We start from the raw sequence: 16,741 nt of genomic DNA, 5'->3' as shown, positions 1-16,741 counted from the left end.
GTGGCAACTGTCCCAGTACACTTCTAAACTGTTCCGGTATTGTTTCACACAAGAATAAAATGCCCGTGAAATCGAGTGCTGCGTCATGACCAATCTCTTGCTCTACCAACGTATTGCTCAGCAACTGGCCGAAGACATCCGCCGTGGGGTCTATCAACCGGGGGAGCGCGTGCCTTCGGTGCGCAAGATGAGTTCGCAGCTCAACGTCAGCCATGCGACGGTGTTGCAGGCTTACGCCAATCTCGAAGATCAGGGGCTGATTCGGGCGCGCCCGCAGTCCGGTTATTACGTGCACCAGACGCCGGCACTGACGGCGCCGACGCCGGACATCGCCCGTGTCGAGCGGCCGGGGTTGGTTACCCGCAGCAGCATCATTCAACAGGTTCTGGTCGAATCACGCCGCGAAGGCGTGTTCCCGCTGGGTGCGGCCGTGCCGAGTGTCGATTACCTGCCAGTGCGCGCACTGCATCAGCAACTGGCCAAGGTCACCCGCTTCCATAGTCCGCGTGCTTTCAGCTACATGTTCAGCCCCGGTTTTGAGCCGCTGCGCCGGCAAGTGGCGATCCGCATGCGCGACGCCGGTGTGGTGGTCGATCCGTCGGAAGTGGTCATCACCCACGGTTGTGTCGATGCCTTGCAGATGTCTTTGCGTGTGCTGACCCGGCCGGGCGATCTGATCGCCGCCGAATCACCGACCTATTACGGTTTGCTGCAATTGGCCGATCTGCTCGGCTTGAAGGTCATCGAAATCCCTAGCGATCCGGCCACTGGCATGAGCCTCGAAGCCTTGCAACTGGCCGCCAACCAATGGTCGATCAAGGCGCTGGTGCTGACCACGCGCCTGAGCAATCCGCTGGGCGGCACCATGCCCGAAGAGCGGCAGAAACAGTTGCTGCGTCTGGCCTCGGACTTCGACATCCAGATTGTCGAAGACGACATCTACGGCGAGTTGATGTTCGAGCAGGGCAAAACCAAAGCGCTCAAGGCTTATGACCGACTGGATCGGGTGATCTACTGTTCGAGCTTCTCCAAAACCTTGTCACCCGGTGTGCGCATCGGCTGGATGATCGCTGGCAAATATCAGCAGGAAATCCAGCGCCTGCAGACCTTCAGCACCCACTCGGCGTGCAGCGTGACGCAGATGGCGATTGCCGCTTATCTGGAAAACGGCGGTTATGACCGGCATTTACGGTACATCCGCCAGGAATACCGAAAAAACCTCAGCGCGTTCCAGTTGGCGGTGCAGCAGTACTTCCCCGAAGGCACGCAAATGACCCGGCCTACGGGCGGTTTCATCCTCTGGGTGAGCTTGCCGGGTAGGGTGAATACTCAGGAATTGCATGTGCGCGCCCTGCAGCAGGGCATCAGCATTGCGCCGGGACTGATCTTCAGTAATACCGAGCAGTTCAACCACTGTATTCGCCTGAACTGCGGGATTCCGTGGAACCGCGAGGCGGAGCGGGCGTTGATGACCCTTGGCTTGCTGGCGACGCAACTGTGTCAGGAAACCGCTGGCGGATTCTGAACGAGCGGTGGCTGATGCTTGTCTTGTGGCGCCCAACAAGCGAGCATATGGCCATCTGCCGTTTGCCACTGTTGGGTTCATGAAAGCGATTGCTCCTGCCGCTTGGGTTTTGCTGGGTTTGCTGATGATCGGTCATGCGCCTGGCGTCGTGGCCGCTGCGGCTCAGGAAAAACCGGCGGCGACGAGCCCGGCGAAAAAAAACACGCCAGCGCAGAAGGCAACTCCGGCGAAGAAACCTCAGCAAAAAATCATCAAGAAGCGCAAGCCAGTCGCCTCGAAATCGAAACCCGCCAGTGAAGTGGTAAAAACCAAGTTGCCGTCGGCCAAACTCGATTTGAGCCTGCCCAAGGACATGGTCGAGGAATTGAAGCCCAAGGGCACGGTTGAATTGCCCAAGCGCGAGCCGATCCTGCCGCAGATGTTTGGCGAGAAGAACAACGGCTTCCAGCTCAACGGACGTTTGCTCAGCAACGAAATGCAGTTGCAACTGCGCAACGAAGAGCGCCGTGAAGTCGAAGGTGCTGCGCTGGATTTTGAATTCAAGCAGTGACTGCAGGCCATCTGTGACCCGCAGACCAGACGCTTTGTCGGAGACTGGTCAGTCACATTCAGTTATCGGTAAAAACCCCGGTTCAGGGAATTTAAAACAGCCGTTTTAGCGGTTACTCTGTTCCGCGTCCCTTTTACACATCGCCCGTCGCGAGGAATTGTTCGTCATGAAATGCCGTGAAGGCTGTGGCGCTTGCTGCATTGCCCCTTCCATCAGTTCGCCAATTCCCGGCATGCCTGATGGCAAACCTGCCGGCGAACGTTGCGTGCAACTCTCGGTCGAAAACCTGTGCAGCATTTTCGGCCGCCCCGAGCGCCCGGCAGTCTGTTCCGGCTTCGCGGCGGATGTCGAAGTCTGTGGCAGCAGCTCGGAAGAAGCGATCAGGCTGATTGGCTGGTGGGAGCAGATGACGGCGGCGTGATGTGTCAAACGAACGGAACTTCAACAATAAGGAATAAGACTATGGGTTCGCTGCATCGTATCGCTGTGTTGTGTGGTTTGACCGCTGTGCTGGCTACCTCCGTCGCTCAGGCTGAAGACTGGAAAGTCGCCAAGAACGAGGACGGCATCAAGGTGTCCCTGAGTGAAGTGCCAGGTTCGGACTACAAGTCCTACCAGGGCGTTGCGCTGATGAAAACCACCGTCGCCAAACTGCGCGCACTGCAGGAAGACGTCTCCGGCGCGTGCGCCTGGATTCACGAATGCAAGACCCAGAAACTGCTCAAGCACGAGGGCGATCAGAGCTGGACCTACACCCAGTTCAACACGCCTTGGCCGGTGACCCCGCGTGATTCGGTGCTGCACATCACCACCGTTGAAGGCGCCGATGGCAGCCTGACCCGTAACCTCGAAGGTCTGCCCAAGTACATTCCGGAAGAGAAAGGCTTTGTCCGTGTAGCGCAGGTCAAAGGCTTCTGGAAATTCGTACCCAAAGGTGATCAGGTTGAAGTGACCTATCAGGTGCATACCGAGCCGGGTGGTAGCGTGCCGTCGATGATTGCCAACAAGTTTGTCGTCGATGCACCGTTCAATACCCTCAAAGCCTTGAAAGAACGCGCCGAGAAGTAATCTCGCGTTGCAACAAAACGCCCCGATCGATTCGGGGCGTTTTGTTTTGTATCTATATTGTGTTTCCAGATATGCGTTGCACGAAATTTTCACAAAGTGTTCCTGACAATTCGCCCGCGCTGTTTGCACGCTGCCCCGGTTCGCGGCTGCACTAAATGAAAGTGTCGGGCGGCAGGGCAGTAATCAATGGCAATGGTGCGGGTGATCGTGCAACATTTGCGCACCGCGCAAGCCCCGGGGTCTGGAATGACCAATAGAGGGCCTGGCGCCGCTGTATTTTTGCAACTTCAACTTCCAATGGGTCCTAAAACGACATGGCAAACCCGGACGCCCTGAATCAGCAGCGATCTTCTGCTCGCCTGCTGCAACCGACCGTCAAATCGCATCTGGCCTACACGCTGCTTTGCGCGCTGGTCATGATGGTGATGTTTTCCGTGCTGCGCCTCGCGCTGCTGGTCTACAACCGCGAGATGATCCTCGACACCCCGGCTTCGACCTTCCTCGAAGCCTTCGCCAACGGCCTGCGTTTCGACCTGCGCCTGGTGGTTTACGTGTGCATTCCGCTGGTACTGGCGCTGTTCAGTGCCCGCGCCATGGCCGCACGCGGCTTCTTCCGCTTGTGGCTGACCATCGCCTCAAGCATCGCGCTGTTCCTCGGCCTGATGGAGATGGACTTCTACCGCGAGTTCCACCAGCGCCTCAACGGCCTGGTGTTCCAGTACGTGAAAGAAGACCCGAAAACCGTGATGAGCATGCTCTGGTACGGTTTTCCGGTGGTGCGCTACCTGCTCGCGTGGGTGATCGGCACCGTCATTCTGACCCTCGCGTTCAAAGGCGCCGACCGTGCCACGCGTCCGCGCGGCCCGTTCAGCGGTGGCAGTGTCGGTACCCGTCAAGTTGCGCCGTGGTACACCCGTCTGGCGGTGTTCGTGGTCTGCCTGTTGATCTGTGTAGTTGCCGCCCGCGGCACCTTGCGTCAAGGCCCGCCACTGCGCTGGGGTGACGTGTACACCACCGACTCCAACTTCGCCAACCAGCTCGGCCTCAACGGCACGCTGTCGCTGATCGCGGCGGCCAAAGACCGCATGGGCGAGGATCGCAACAACATCTGGAAAGCCACACTGCCGCAGGAGCAAGCGCAGAAGGTCGTGCGCGATATGCTGCTGATGCCGGACGACAAACTGGTCGATGCCGATATCGCCGCCGTACGCCGTGAATACACGCCACCGGCCGACAAGACCCTGCCGATCAAGAACGTTGTCGTGATCCTGATGGAAAGCATGGCCGGTCACTCTGTCGGTGCGCTGGGTGCGCCGGGCAACATCACGCCATACCTGGACAAACTGTCAAAGGAAGGCCTGCTGTTCGACCGCTTCTTCTCCAACGGTACGCACACCCACCAGGGCATGTTCGCGACAATGGCCTGCTTCCCGAATCTGCCAGGTTTCGAATACCTGATGCAGACCCCGGAAGGCAGCCACAAGCTCTCCGGCCTGCCGCAGCTGCTCAGCGCGCGCAAGTATGACGACGTCTACGTGTACAACGGCGACTTCGCCTGGGACAACCAGTCGGGCTTCTTCAGCAACCAGGGCATGACCAACTTCGTTGGTCGTAACGACTTCGTCAACCCGGTCTTCTCCGACCCGACCTGGGGCGTGTCCGATCAGGACATGTTCGATCGTGGTCTGATCGAGTTGAAGAAGCGTGAAAACGGCAAGCCGTTCTATGCCTTGCTGCAAACGCTGTCCAACCACACGCCATACGCCTTGCCGACGCCATTGCCGGTCGAGCGTGTGACCGATCGCGGCAGCCTCAACGAACACTTGACCGCCATGCGCTACTCCGACTGGGCGCTGGGTCAGTTCTTCGAGAAGGCGCGCAAAGAGCCGTACTTCAAGGAAACCCTGTTCGTCATCGTCGGCGACCACGGCTTCGGCAACGAGCGCCAGATCACCGAAATGGACTTGGGCCGCTTCAACGTGCCGATGCTGATGATCGCGCCTGGTATTCAGGAGAAGTTCGGCACCCGTGACCACACCGTGGGGACGCAGATCGACATTGTGCCGACCATCATGGGCCGTCTCGGTGGCGAAGTGCGTCATCAGTGCTGGGGCCGTGACCTGCTCAATCTGCCGGAAGGCGACACCGGTTTCGGGGTGATCAAGCCGTCGGGCAGCGAGCAGACCACTGCCATCGTCACCGCCGACCAGATTCTGGTCCTGCCGAAGGACAAGGAAATGGGGCCGAAGATCTGGCAATACCAGTTGGGTGCCAATCCACATGCCGAGATCGTTCCGAATGCACCGCGCACTGCCGAGTTGAAACTCAAACTCGAAGCGTTCCTGCAAACGGCGACCAAAAGCCTGATGGACAACACTGCCGGTGTCATCAACGGCAAGCCTGATTGATCGCTTGCCGACAGTAAAATCCACGCAATAAAAAAGAGGCCCTGAACAGGGCCTCTTTTTTATTGCGCTTGAAGCGTTATATCCGACCGAGTAACAGCAGTACCAACAGCACCACCAACACCACGCCGATAATGCCCGAAGGACCATAACCCCAACTTCTGGAGTGCGGGAAGACCGGCAGACCACCGATCAGCAACAGGATCAGGATAATGATTAGAATTGTGCCCATGTTGATTTCCTTGTTGATAGCGTTCGAGAAGTCTTGGTATTCAAGGGCGACTGGAGACTAAGTAATTCCAGACGGCTTACAATTTCCGACCGGTGCGCATGAAGGAAAATTCAATGTTTTTTTAATGTATTTGGATTGCTCGATTATTTCCTTTGCAGCGAAAAGATCGCAGCCTCGTTTCACTCGACAGCGCCTACACGAATCCAAGTAGGAGCTGCCGAAGGCTGCGATCTTTTGATCTTGCATTCAGCAACTTGATGGAGCGTGGGCGCGCGCCGATCCTTCGCTACACTCCGCGCATCTTCCCCGGAACAACAAGGCTGTCTGCTATGCAAAATCGCATGATGATCACTGGTGCGGGCTCGGGCCTGGGTCGCGAAATCGCGCTGCGCTGGGCCCGTGAAGGCTGGCAACTGGCCTTGTCCGACGTCAGCGAACCCGGTCTTCAGGAAACCCTGAAAATGGTCCGCGAGGCCGGTGGCGACGGTTTTACCCAGCGCTGCGATGTACGTGATTACAGCCAGCTCACCGCGTTCGCTCAGGCCTGTGAAGAAAAGCTCGGCGGCATCGACATCATCGTCAACAACGCCGGCGTGGCCTCGGGTGGCTTTTTCAGCGAACTGTCGCTGGAAGACTGGGACTGGCAGATCGCGATCAACCTGATGGGCGTGGTCAAGGGCTGCAAGGCGTTCCTGCCACTGCTTGAACAAAGCAAAGGCAAAATCATCAACATCGCCTCCATGGCGGCACTGATGCAAGGCCCGGCGATGAGCAACTACAACGTGGCCAAGGCCGGCGTGGTGGCACTGTCGGAAAGTCTGCTGATCGAACTGGCGCAGCAGGAAGTCGGTGTGCACGTGGTTTGCCCCTCGTTCTTCCAGACCAATTTGCTCGATTCGTTCCGTGGGCCGACCCCGGCGATGAAAGCGCAGGTCGGCAAGTTGCTGGAAAGTTCGCCAATTACGGCGGCGGATATCGCTGACTACATCTATCAGCAAGTCGCCGCTGGCGAGTTCATGATCCTTCCCCACGAACAAGGGCGCATGGCCTGGGCGCTGAAGCAGAAGAACCCGCAACTGCTCTACAACGAAATGACTTCAATGGCGGAGAAGATGCGCGCCAAAGCCAAACAGAACAACGGCTGACCTTGCCCGTTGCAGACAGCGTCGTTAGGGTGGCCGCACTGGTCACCTTGTCGAGACGCATCAATGCTCAATTACCTGTGGTTCTTTCTCGCGGCGCTGTTTGAAATCGCCGGATGTTTCGCCTTCTTCATGTGGCTGCGTCAGGGCAAAAGTGCGTTGTGGGTGATTCCTGCGCTGCTCAGCCTGACCCTGTTCGCACTGTTGCTGACCCGTGTTGAAGCCAACTATGCCGGTCGTGCCTACGCCGCTTATGGCGGCATCTACATTGTCACTTCGATTGGCTGGCTGATGGTGGTCGAGCGCGTGCGTCCCTTGGGTTCGGACTGGATCGGCGTGGCGCTGTGCGTGATCGGCGCCAGCGTGATTCTGTTCGGGCCACGCTTTTCTGCTGCCTGAAGGTCTTTTGTGGGAAGCGTCTGACAGCTCAGGGCGAGCATGGGTGTAAGGCAAAACTGATTTGCTCGCCGTGCATTGAAGAGGCGCGGCAAGCCGCGCATCTTCAGGGTTCGCTAACCCTGAAGGACGAATCTCATGCTTGTACTCAGCCGTGTCGTTGGTGAGTTGATTTCAATCGGTGATGACATCACCTTGCGCGTTCTGTCAGTGAACGGTGCCAGTGTGCGATTTGGCGTCGAGGCGCCACAAAAGGTCAACGTGCACCGCGCGGAGGTCTATGAGCGGATTCAGCGCAAGCAAGCCACGCAGAAAGTTCGCTGAGGATTTCAGTCGAACAGGTGCTTGGGCACGTCGTGCTTGAGCATCAACTGGCACTGCTCGCTTTCCGGGTCGAAGACGATCAGCGCCTGGCCTTTGGTCAATGCCTGACGCACGCGCAGCACGCGGGTTTCCAGCGGCGTGTCATCACCGTTGTCGGTGCCGTCGCGGGTGACGAAATCCTCGATGAGGCGGGTGAGGGTGTCGACTTCAAGTTGGTCGTGGGGAATAAGCATGGGCACCTCGGCTGAATCAATGGCGGGATGCTACGGCGATTGCGGTTTGCCTGCCAGTTTTGTGTTGCCTGTACCGACCTCATCGCGAGCAGGCTCACTCCTACAGGGGAACGCATTCCAAATGTGGGAGCCTGCTCGCGAAGGCGATGGTTCTGCCAACAAAGATTTAACTGTCGGAACGCTGCCCCACCAGACTGTCCACCGACGGTACTCGCGTATCGCTCTCCATCTGTGTGTCATGCTCAATCTGATGACTGAAGCGATCCAGTGAAGCATTCGCTGGCGCCGCATCGCTGGCGAACACCGGCGGGCTCAGAATATAAGCGCCCAGCAAGCGACTCAACGCCGCCAGACTGTCGATGTGCGTGCGCTCATAACCATGGGTCGCATCGCAGCCAAACGCGAGCAGGGCGGTGCGGATGTCGTGGCCGGCGGTCACCGCCGAGTGCGCATCGCTGAAGTAATAGCGGAACAGGTCGCGGCGCACCGGCAGTTCGTTTTCACCGGCCAGACGCAGCAAATGTCGCGACAGGTGATAATCGTACGGGCCGCCAGAATCCTGCATCGCCACACTCACCGCATGCTCGCTGGAGTGCTGGCCGGGAGCGACCGGCGCGATGTCGATGCCGACGAATTCGCTGACGTCCCACGGCAGCGCCGCCGCCGCGCCGCTGCCGGTTTCCTCGGTGATGGTGAACAGCGGGTGGCAGTCGATCATCAGCTCCTGGCCGCTGTCGACGATGGCTTTGAGTGCCGCGAGCAGCGCCGCAACGCCGGCCTTGTCATCGAGGTGACGGGCGCTGATGTGACCGCTTTCGGTGAACTCCGGCAGCGGATCGAAGGCCACCACGTCACCGATGCTGATGCCCAGCGAATCGCAGTCAGCCTTGGTCGCACAGTAGGCATCCAGACGCAGTTCAACGTGATCCCAACTGATCGGCATTTCATCGACGGCAGTGTTGAAGGCATGCCCGGACGCCATCAGCGGCAAGACACTGCCGCGAATCACGCCGTTGTCGGTAAACAGGCTGACGCGGCTGCCCTCGGCAAAGCGGCTCGACCAGCAGCCGACCGGGGCGAGGGTCAGGCGGCCGTTGTCCTTGATCGCACGAACGGCGGCGCCGATGGTGTCCAGGTGCGCGGAAACGGCGCGGTCGGGGCTGTTCTTCTTGCCTTTGAGCGTGGCGCGAATGGTACCGCGTCGAGTCATTTCAAAGGGAATGCCGAGCTCTTCCAGACGCTCGGCGACGTAACGCACGATGGTGTCGGTAAACCCGGTGGGGCTGGGAATGGCGAGCATTTCCAGCAGGACTTTTTGCAGGTAGTTGAGATCCGGTTCGGGGATTTGCGTGGTCATGGAAACTCCTGATGGGTTGAGCACTGATCGTTCCCACGCTCTGCGTGGGAATGCAGCCGGGGACGCTCTGCGTCCCAAGAGTGGACGCAGAGCGTCCGGTGAGGCGTTCCCACGCAGAGCGTGGGAACGATCAGGAAAGGGTTAAATAGCCGGCTGACTGTGCGGAAACAACAAATCGACAAAGCGCTCCGCCGTCGGCTGCGGCTCATGGTTAGCCAGCCCGGCACGTTCGTTGGCCTCGATAAACACGTACTCGGGCTGATCCGCCGCCGGCACCATCAAGTCGAGCCCGACCATTGGAATGTCCAGCGCCCGCGCGGCTCGCACAGCGGCGTCGACCAGGGTTGGGTGCAGAATCGCCGTGACATCTTCCAGCGTGCCGCCGGTGTGCAGATTCGCCGTACGCCGCACAAACAGGTGCTCGCCGGCCGGCAGAATGCTGCTGTAGTCATAACCGGCCGCATGCAGGGTGCGCTGGGTTTCGTGATCCAGCGGGATCTTGCTTTCGCCACTGGTCGCCGCTTGCCGACGACGGCTCTGCGCCTCGATCAACGCGCCCACCGAATGCTGGCCATCGCCGACCACTTCCGCCGGCTTGCGAATCGCCGCCGCCACCACTTCAAAGCCAATCACCAGAATCCGCAGATCAAGCCCTTCGTGGAAGCTTTCGAGCAGCACGCGGCTGTCAAATTGCTTCGCCGCTTCGATGGCTTGCTGCACCTCTTCGATGCTCTGCAAATCCACCGCCACGCCTTGGCCCTGTTCACCGTCGAGCGGTTTGACCACCACCCGTTGATGCTCATCGAGGAAGGCCAGATTGTCGTCGGCATTACCGGCCAGTTGCTGCGAGGGCAGGTTCAGTCCGGCGCCTTTCAGCACTTTGTGGGTCAGGCTTTTGTCTTGGCACAGGCTCATGCTGATCGCGCTGGTCAGGTCGCTCAACGATTCGCGGCAACGTACGCGACGCCCGCCGTGGCTGAGGGTGAACAGCCCGGCATCGGCGTCATCCACCTGCACGTCGATACCGCGTCGATGAGCTTCTTCAACGATGATCCGCGCATACGGATTGAACTGCGCTTCTGGCCCCGGGCCGAGAAACAGCGGCTGGTTGATGCCGTTTTTGCGCTTGATGGCGAAGGTCGACAGATTGCGAAAGCCGAGCTTGGCGTAGAGGTTTTTCGCCTGCCGGTTGTCATGCAGAACCGACAGATCCAGATAGCTCAAGCCGCGACTCATGAAGTGCTCGATCAGGTGCCGCACCAGCACTTCACCAACACCCGGCCGCGAGCATTGCGGATCAACCGCCAGGCACCACAGGCTGCTGCCGTTTTCCGGGTCGTTGAAAGCTTTTTGATGGTTCAAGCCCATGACGCTGCCGATCACCGCGCCGCTGTCTTCATCCTCGGCCAGCCAGTACACCGGGCCGCCCTGATGATGCGGAGTGAGCCGCGTGGCATCGATCGGCAACATGCCGCGCGCCTGATACAACAGATTGATCGCCTGCCAGTCCGCCTCACTCTGCGCGCGGCGAATACGGAAGCCGCGAAACACGCGGGTGGCCTGGCGGTAATCGCTGAACCACAGGCGCAAGGTGTCCGACGGGTCGAGAAACAGTTGCGTCGGTTCCAGGCCGAGGATCTGCTGCGGCGCCGCGACGTACAGCGCGATATCACGCTCGCCGGGCTGTTCTCTGAGCAGCTCCTGTGCCAGCGATGCCGGGTCGGGAAACGTGTGGCCGATCAGCAACCGGCCCCAGCCGCAATGGACGGCGATCGGGTCGGCGGCCAGCGTGCTGCCGTCTTCGGCCAGACGCGCCTGCAAGCGTTCATAGGACGGCGTCTGACCGCGTAGCAGCCGTTGGTTGATGGCTGTGGCGTGGGGTTTCATCGATCAGATTCCTTGTTCACTGAGCCACAGGTTCAGGGCCGCTAGTTGCCACAACTTTGAACCGCGCAACGGCGTCAGTTGGCCTTGCGGATCGGTCAGCAATTTGTCGAGCATGGCCGGATTGAACAGACCGCGATCCTGACTCGGATCGAGCAGCAACTCGCGCACCCAGTTCAGCGTGTCGCCCTGCAAGTGCTTGAGGCCCGGCACCGGGAAGTAGCCTTTTTTACGGTCGATCACCTCACTCGGGATGACTCGGCGCGCGGCTTCTTTGAGCACTTGTTTACCGCCGTCAGGCAGCTTGAATTGGCCAGGCACTCGGGCCGAGAGTTCCACCAGTCGATAGTCGAGAAACGGCGTGCGCGCCTCCAGGCCCCAGGCCATGGTCATGTTGTCGACGCGTTTGACCGGGTCATCGACCAGCATCACCGTGCTGTCCAGACGCAATGCTTTGTCCACCGCCGCATCGGCGCCGGGCTGGGCGAAATGTTCTTTCACAAAGTCGCCGGCTGCATCGTTCGCGGTCAGCCATTTGGGCTGCACGGTGGCGGCGTAGTCGTCGTAGCTGCGGTCGAAAAATGCGTTGCGATACGCCGCGTACGGATCGGTCGCGCCGTCGACTTGCGGGTACCAGTGATAACCGGCGAACAATTCGTCAGCACCCTGGCCGCTCTGCACCACTTTGCAGTGCTTGGCCACTTCGCGCGATAGCAGATAGAAGGCGATGCAGTCATGGCTGACCATCGGCTCGCTCATCGCGCGGAACGCGGCGGGCAATTGCTCGATGATTTCTTTCTCGTCGATGCGCAGTTGATGATGCTGAGTGCCGTAGTGTTTGGCGATCAGATCCGAGTACTGGAATTCGTCACCGCGTTCGCCGCCGGCATCCTGGAAACCGATGGAAAAGGTCGAAAGGTTGTCGACGCCGACTTCACGCAACAGGCCGACGAGCATGCTCGAATCGACGCCGCCGGACAGCAGCACACCGACATCCACTGCCGCGCGTTGACGAATCGCCACCGCTTCGCGGGTGCTGTCGAGGACGCGATCAACCCAATCTTCGAGGGTCAGATTTTTCTCATCATCGTGTGGGCCGTAAGGCAGGGTCCACCAGGTTTTCTGTTCGGTGGTGCCATCGGCTTCAACGCGCATCCAGGTCGCCGGTGGCAGTTTTTCGATGCCGGCTAGCAGGGTGCGTGGCGCGGGGACCACGGCATGGAAATTCAGGTAATGATTGAGCGCCACCGGATCGAGGATCGGGTTGATGTCGCCGCCCTTGAGCAACGCTGGCAACGCCGAGGCAAAGCGCAGACGCTGGCCAGTACGCGACAGGTACAAAGGCTTCACGCCGAGACGGTCGCGGGCGATGAACAGGCGTTTGGCGTCGCGTTCCCAAATGGCAAACGCGAACATGCCATTGAGCTTCGGCAGCAGCGCTTCGCCCCAGGCGTGGTAGCCCTTGAGCAGCACTTCGGTGTCGCCACCGGAGTAGAACGCGTAACCCAGCGCTTCAAGTTCGGCACGCAGTTCCGGGAAGTTGTAGATCGCGCCGTTGAAGGCCAGGGACAAGCCCAGCTGGCTGTCGATCATCGGCTGCGCCGAGCCGTCCGACAGGTCCATGATTTTCAGGCGACGGTGACCCAGGGCAATCGGCCCTTGGGCATGGAAGCCCCACGCGTCGGGGCCGCGAGGGGCCAGGTGATGGGTAATTCTCTCGATCGCTGCAAGGTCTGCAGGTTGTTGATCAAAACGTAACTCGCCAGCTAATCCGCACATAAAGTCCTTACCGGTTTTTCCGTTGGGGAGGGTGTTTCTTCAGCGGCCGAAATGGCCGGTACTCAGAAACTGACCCGGTGCGGTTGTGGGAGTTTTAGAACGATAAGTTATAAGCGGCGCCGTCAGACCAGTGGGCCAACGTCATGGCCCGTGGTCTTCACTTCATTTGCCGCGAATCAACCGACGTAACGCAAAGCGGTTGGGGTGACAGGCTTCGGCGACACTGCGTGGCAGCGGCAGAGGTTCATTGTCCAGCCATGCGGCGAGCAGTTCGCCAGACAGTGGCGCGGTGATCAGCCCGCGAGAGCCGTGGCCGCTGTTGACGTATAAACCGTCCAGCCAAGGGCAGGCGATGTCCGGCACTTGGCGGGCGTCTTTGCTCAGCGCCGAGTAGGTGTCGAGGAACGCTTCGCGGTCGGCGAGGGGGCCGACAATCGGCAAATAGTCAGGGCTGGTGCAGCGAAAGGCTGCGCGGCCCTGAAGATTTTCGACCGGCTGTTCACTGATGTGCAGACGCGTAACCAGATCGCTTGAGATCTCTTCGAGCATCGCCAGATTGCCCACGTGTTCGGCGGTGGTCGGCGTCAGGTCATCGCTGTTGAAGTCGAAACTGGCGCCGAGCGTGTGTTCGCCCAGACGGGCAGGCGCGACGTAGCCTTCGGCGCAGACCACAGTGGCCAGTGCCTGGCTTTCTGCGGTTTCGGCGAGGCGGGTGATCTGCCCGCGAATGCGCTTGAGCGGTAACTCGGCGCTCTGCGCAAAACATTTGATGTCGGCGGCACCGGCCAACACCACGACCGGCGCGCTGGCGAGCAAGCGGTCACCGTCGCGGGCTTGCCACTGGTCATCGACCCTGCGCAGTTGCAGTGCTTGGCAATGATTGAGCAGTTCGATGTTCGCCTGCGCCGCTTGCGCCTGACACAACGCCGGCGGATGCACCCAACCGCCTTCGGGATAGTACAAGCCGCCATGGGCCAGACCGACCCCGGCACGGGCCTGCGCCTCGGGCTGATCCAGCCACTGCAACAGGTCTTCCGGGAAGGCTTCGGCCAACTGGGCGTGACGCTCGGCTTCCTTGGCATTGAACGCCAGTTGCAGCACGCCGCAAGCGTCCCAGTCGGTGCCGCGTTGCAGGGTTTCCAGCAGGCGTCGGGTGTAACCGAAACCGCTGACGATCAGTTGCGACAGTGCCGTGCCGTGGGCAGACAATTTCAGGTACAGCACGCCCTGCGGATTGCCCGAGGCTTCTTGCGCCACCGCCGCATGGCGTTCGAGCAATGTCACCTGCCAGCCACGTGCGGCCAGGCTGGATGCCGTGGCGCAGCCGGCGAGACCGGCGCCAATCACCAGCGCTCGACGTTCAGCCGCGATCGTTGCAGGACGAGCGAACCAGGGTTTTTCCGGTGTCGGCGGCGTCACTTCCGCCGGCCAGCCGAGAAACTCGCCACGGAGGATTTCCCACTTGTGACCGATGCCCGGCGTGCGCTTCATTTTGAACCCGGCAGCGTTGAGCAAACGGCGGACCCAACCGGTACTGGTGAAGGTGCTGATGGTTGAGCCGGGCGCTGCCAGTCGCGCCAGCTCGACAAACAGTTCGGCAGTCCACATGTCGGGGTTTTTCGCCGGGGCGAAACCGTCGAGAAACCACGCATCAATCTGCGCGTCGAGTTGCGGCAGTTGTTCCAGGGCATCGCCGATCAACAGCGTCAGCGTCACGCGGCCGTGGGCCAGGGTGATGCGCTGAAAGCCTGCGTGGATGGCCACGTAATGCGTCAGCAACTGATCGGCCAGTGGCTTGAGTTCCGGCCATAGGGCAAGCGCACGTTTCAGGTCGGCAGGGCTTAGCGGGTATTTTTCGACGCTGACAAAATGCAGGCGCGCACCCGCCATGGCGTGCTGCTCGAACAACTGCCAGGCGCAAAGAAAATTCAGCCCGGTGCCAAACCCGGTTTCGCCGATGACCAGTCGCCCACCCGCCGGCAGCGCGGCAAAACGCTCGGCCAGGCGGTTCTGTTCGAGGAACACGTAACGGGTTTCTTCCAGCCCCGACTGGTCGGAAAAGTACACGTCATCGAATACCCGCGAACGCGGGCGTCCGTGGTCATCCCAATCGAGTTGGGCGTGGGGCAATACAGGTTTCATGGCAGGCTCGGCAACGACAAGGCGGCCATTCTAGCCGATCGCGCAGGGGCTGCTTGATCCATGGCAAGGCTTGCGCCCGTTGACTCACGGACAATCCGCCAGCCGTGGGAATTTCTGCGCCGCTGCTGTGCCCAATCCGCTAGTCTTGCTGAATCCTGGAAGGAGCCGTCCCATGTTTGAATCCGCTGAAATCGGTCACGCCATCGACAAAGACACCTTTGATGCGGCCGTCCCGGCATTGCGTGAAGCCTTGCTCGAAGCTCAGTTCGAACTGCAGCAGCAGAAGCGTTTTCCGGTGATCATCCTGATCAACGGCATTGAAGGCGCGGGCAAGGGCGAGACGGTCAAGTTGCTCAACGAGTGGATGGACCCGCGCCTGATCGAAGTGCGCACGTTCGATCAGCAGACCGATGAAGAGTTGTCGCGGCCACCGGCGTGGCGCTACTGGCGAATGCTCCCGGCCAAGGGGCGCATGGGCATCTTTTTCGGCAACTGGTACAGCCAGATGCTGCAGGGGCGGGTGCATGGCTTGTTCAAGGATCCGCGTCTGGATCAGGCGATCGCCGGCGCCGAGCGTCTGGAAAAGATGCTCTGCGATGAAGGCGCGCTGATCTTCAAGTTCTGGTTTCACCTGTCCAAGAAACAGATGAAGGCCCGGCTCAAAGCATTGGCCGATGATCCGCTGCACAGCTGGCGCATCAGCCCGCTGGACTGGCAGCAATCGGAAACCTACGACAAGTTCGTCAAATACGGCGAGCGCGTGCTGCGCCGTACCAGTCGCGATTACGCGCCGTGGCATGTGATCGAAGGCGCCGACGCCAACTATCGCAGCCTGGCGGTCGGCAAGATTCTCCTCGAAGGTTTGCAAAATGCGCTGAAGCGTCCGGACGTGCATCCGCACGATGTCAGCGCCGCGCCGTTGGGCACGCCGGTCGATCAGTTGAACCTGCTCGACAGCCTCGACCTGACCCAGCGTCTGGAGAAGAAAGACTACGAAGAACAACTGATCACCGAGCAGGCGCGCTTGTCTGGGCTGATGCGCGACAAACGCATGCGCCGCCACGCGCTGGTGGCGGTGTTCGAAGGCAACGATGCCGCCGGCAAGGGCGGGGCGATCCGTCGGGTCGCGGCGGCGCTCGATCCACGGCAATACAACATCGTGCCGATCGCCGCACCGACTGAGGAGGAGCGCGCTCAGCCGTACTTGTGGCGCTTTTGGCGGCATATTCCGGCGCGCGGCAAGTTCACCGTGTTCGACCGCTCTTGGTACGGCCGGGTGCTGGTAGAGCGGATTGAGGGTTTCTGCACGCCGGCCGACTGGTTGCGTGCCTACGGCGAAATCAACGATTTTGAAGAGCAGCTGTCCGACGCCGGAGTGATCGTCGTCAAGTTCTGGCTGGCTATTGATAAAGATACGCAGATGGAGCGTTTCCAGGCGCGCGAAGCGATCCCCTTCAAACGCTTCAAGATCACCGAAGACGACTGGCGCAACCGCGACAAGTGGGACGCCTATCGCGCTGCCGTCGGCGATATGGTCGACCGCACCAGCTCGGAGATCTCGCCATGGACGCTGATCGAGGCCAATGACAAGCGCTGGGCCCGGGTGAAGGTGTTGCGCACGATCAACCGTGCACTGGAACAGGCCTTCGAGAAATCCGACAAGCACGCGAAGAAACACAAGGACTGAGCCGATAGACGCGCATA

General features: G+C 60.1%; 15 protein-coding genes. 9 read left to right on the top strand and 6 right to left on the bottom strand.

Annotated elements, in window-relative coordinates; translation table 11 throughout:
• Window positions 1–85: 85 nt before the first annotated feature.
• From AB4N74_RS15615 to AB4N74_RS15595, 5 genes are all read left to right on the top strand, one after another.
• The gene (locus AB4N74_RS15615; RefSeq protein ID WP_016985994.1) at window positions 86–1,525 is read left to right on the top strand and encodes an aminotransferase-like domain-containing protein; all 1,440 of its coding nucleotides are present in this window, start codon (window positions 86–88) and stop codon (window positions 1,523–1,525) included.
• Between the two features lie 79 nt (window positions 1,526–1,604).
• Window positions 1,605–2,075: a translation initiation factor 2 gene (locus AB4N74_RS15610; protein ID WP_460096562.1), complete on the top strand. Its 471-nt coding sequence runs from the start codon at window positions 1,605–1,607 to the stop codon at window positions 2,073–2,075.
• Window positions 2,076–2,241: 166 nt separating this feature from the next.
• Entirely contained in the window at window positions 2,242–2,496 is a 255-nt protein-coding gene (locus AB4N74_RS15605) for a YkgJ family cysteine cluster protein (RefSeq protein WP_007908349.1), read from the top strand.
• Window positions 2,497–2,537: 41 nt separating this feature from the next.
• Window positions 2,538–3,143, top strand: coding sequence for an START domain-containing protein (locus tag AB4N74_RS15600; RefSeq protein WP_016985992.1), 606 nt, complete (start codon window positions 2,538–2,540; stop codon window positions 3,141–3,143).
• A 314-nt stretch (window positions 3,144–3,457) separates the two neighbouring features.
• Window positions 3,458–5,551 carry an LTA synthase family protein gene (locus tag AB4N74_RS15595; RefSeq protein ID WP_093435350.1) on the top strand — a complete coding sequence of 698 codons (2,094 nt, stop codon included), beginning with the start codon at window positions 3,458–3,460 and terminating at the stop codon, window positions 5,549–5,551.
• 76 nt (window positions 5,552–5,627) lie between these two features.
• On the opposite strand, the gene AB4N74_RS15590 is transcribed toward AB4N74_RS15595, so the two are convergent.
• The gene (locus tag AB4N74_RS15590) at window positions 5,628–5,786 is read right to left on the bottom strand and encodes a DUF3309 family protein (RefSeq protein WP_175559632.1); all 159 of its coding nucleotides are present in this window, start codon (window positions 5,784–5,786) and stop codon (window positions 5,628–5,630) included.
• A gap of 323 nt (window positions 5,787–6,109) precedes the next feature.
• On the opposite strand from AB4N74_RS15590, the gene AB4N74_RS15585 reads away from it, so the two are divergent.
• From AB4N74_RS15585 to csrA, 3 genes are all read left to right on the top strand, one after another.
• Entirely contained in the window at window positions 6,110–6,925 is an 816-nt protein-coding gene (locus AB4N74_RS15585) for an SDR family oxidoreductase (protein WP_093435347.1), read from the top strand.
• Window positions 6,926–6,988: 63 nt separating this feature from the next.
• On the top strand, window positions 6,989–7,321 hold the full coding sequence (locus AB4N74_RS15580; protein WP_016985989.1) for a YnfA family protein: 333 nt from the start codon (window positions 6,989–6,991) through the stop codon (window positions 7,319–7,321).
• 135 nt (window positions 7,322–7,456) lie between these two features.
• On the top strand, window positions 7,457–7,642 hold the full coding sequence (csrA, locus tag AB4N74_RS15575) for a carbon storage regulator CsrA (protein WP_016985988.1): 186 nt from the start codon (window positions 7,457–7,459) through the stop codon (window positions 7,640–7,642).
• A 5-nt stretch (window positions 7,643–7,647) separates the two neighbouring features.
• Here the strand turns inward: csrA and AB4N74_RS15570 are convergent, their stop codons facing one another.
• The 5 genes from AB4N74_RS15570 to mnmC all read right to left on the bottom strand — a co-directional run bounded on the left by AB4N74_RS15570 (window position 7,648) and on the right by mnmC (window position 15,037).
• Window positions 7,648–7,875 carry a YheU family protein gene (locus AB4N74_RS15570; RefSeq protein WP_003199186.1) on the bottom strand — a complete coding sequence of 76 codons (228 nt, stop codon included), beginning with the start codon at window positions 7,873–7,875 and terminating at the stop codon, window positions 7,648–7,650.
• A gap of 166 nt (window positions 7,876–8,041) precedes the next feature.
• Window positions 8,042–9,232: an osmoprotectant NAGGN system M42 family peptidase gene (locus tag AB4N74_RS15565; protein ID WP_077574040.1), complete on the bottom strand. Its 1,191-nt coding sequence runs from the start codon at window positions 9,230–9,232 to the stop codon at window positions 8,042–8,044.
• A gap of 141 nt (window positions 9,233–9,373) precedes the next feature.
• Window positions 9,374–11,119 (bottom strand): N-acetylglutaminylglutamine synthetase, encoded by a 1,746-nt coding sequence (gene ngg, locus AB4N74_RS15560; protein ID WP_257355812.1) that lies wholly within the window; start codon window positions 11,117–11,119, stop codon window positions 9,374–9,376.
• A 3-nt stretch (window positions 11,120–11,122) separates the two neighbouring features.
• Complete coding sequence (locus tag AB4N74_RS15555) at window positions 11,123–12,895, bottom strand: N-acetylglutaminylglutamine amidotransferase (RefSeq protein WP_099756889.1); 1,773 nt, start codon at window positions 12,893–12,895, stop codon at window positions 11,123–11,125.
• Between the two features lie 162 nt (window positions 12,896–13,057).
• Complete coding sequence (gene mnmC / locus AB4N74_RS15550; RefSeq protein ID WP_460096557.1) at window positions 13,058–15,037, bottom strand: bifunctional tRNA (5-methylaminomethyl-2-thiouridine)(34)-methyltransferase MnmD/FAD-dependent 5-carboxymethylaminomethyl-2-thiouridine(34) oxidoreductase MnmC; 1,980 nt, start codon at window positions 15,035–15,037, stop codon at window positions 13,058–13,060.
• Window positions 15,038–15,209: 172 nt separating this feature from the next.
• On the opposite strand from mnmC, the gene pap reads away from it, so the two are divergent.
• Entirely contained in the window at window positions 15,210–16,724 is a 1,515-nt protein-coding gene (gene pap, locus AB4N74_RS15545) for a polyphosphate:AMP phosphotransferase (protein WP_093435333.1), read from the top strand.
• Window positions 16,725–16,741: the final 17 nt, after the last annotated feature.

This window comes from Pseudomonas sp. H3_C08, from assembly GCF_054669455.1.
The sequence above is the reverse complement of the archived record's forward strand: the minus strand, read 5'-3'. Positions and strand labels throughout refer to the sequence as shown.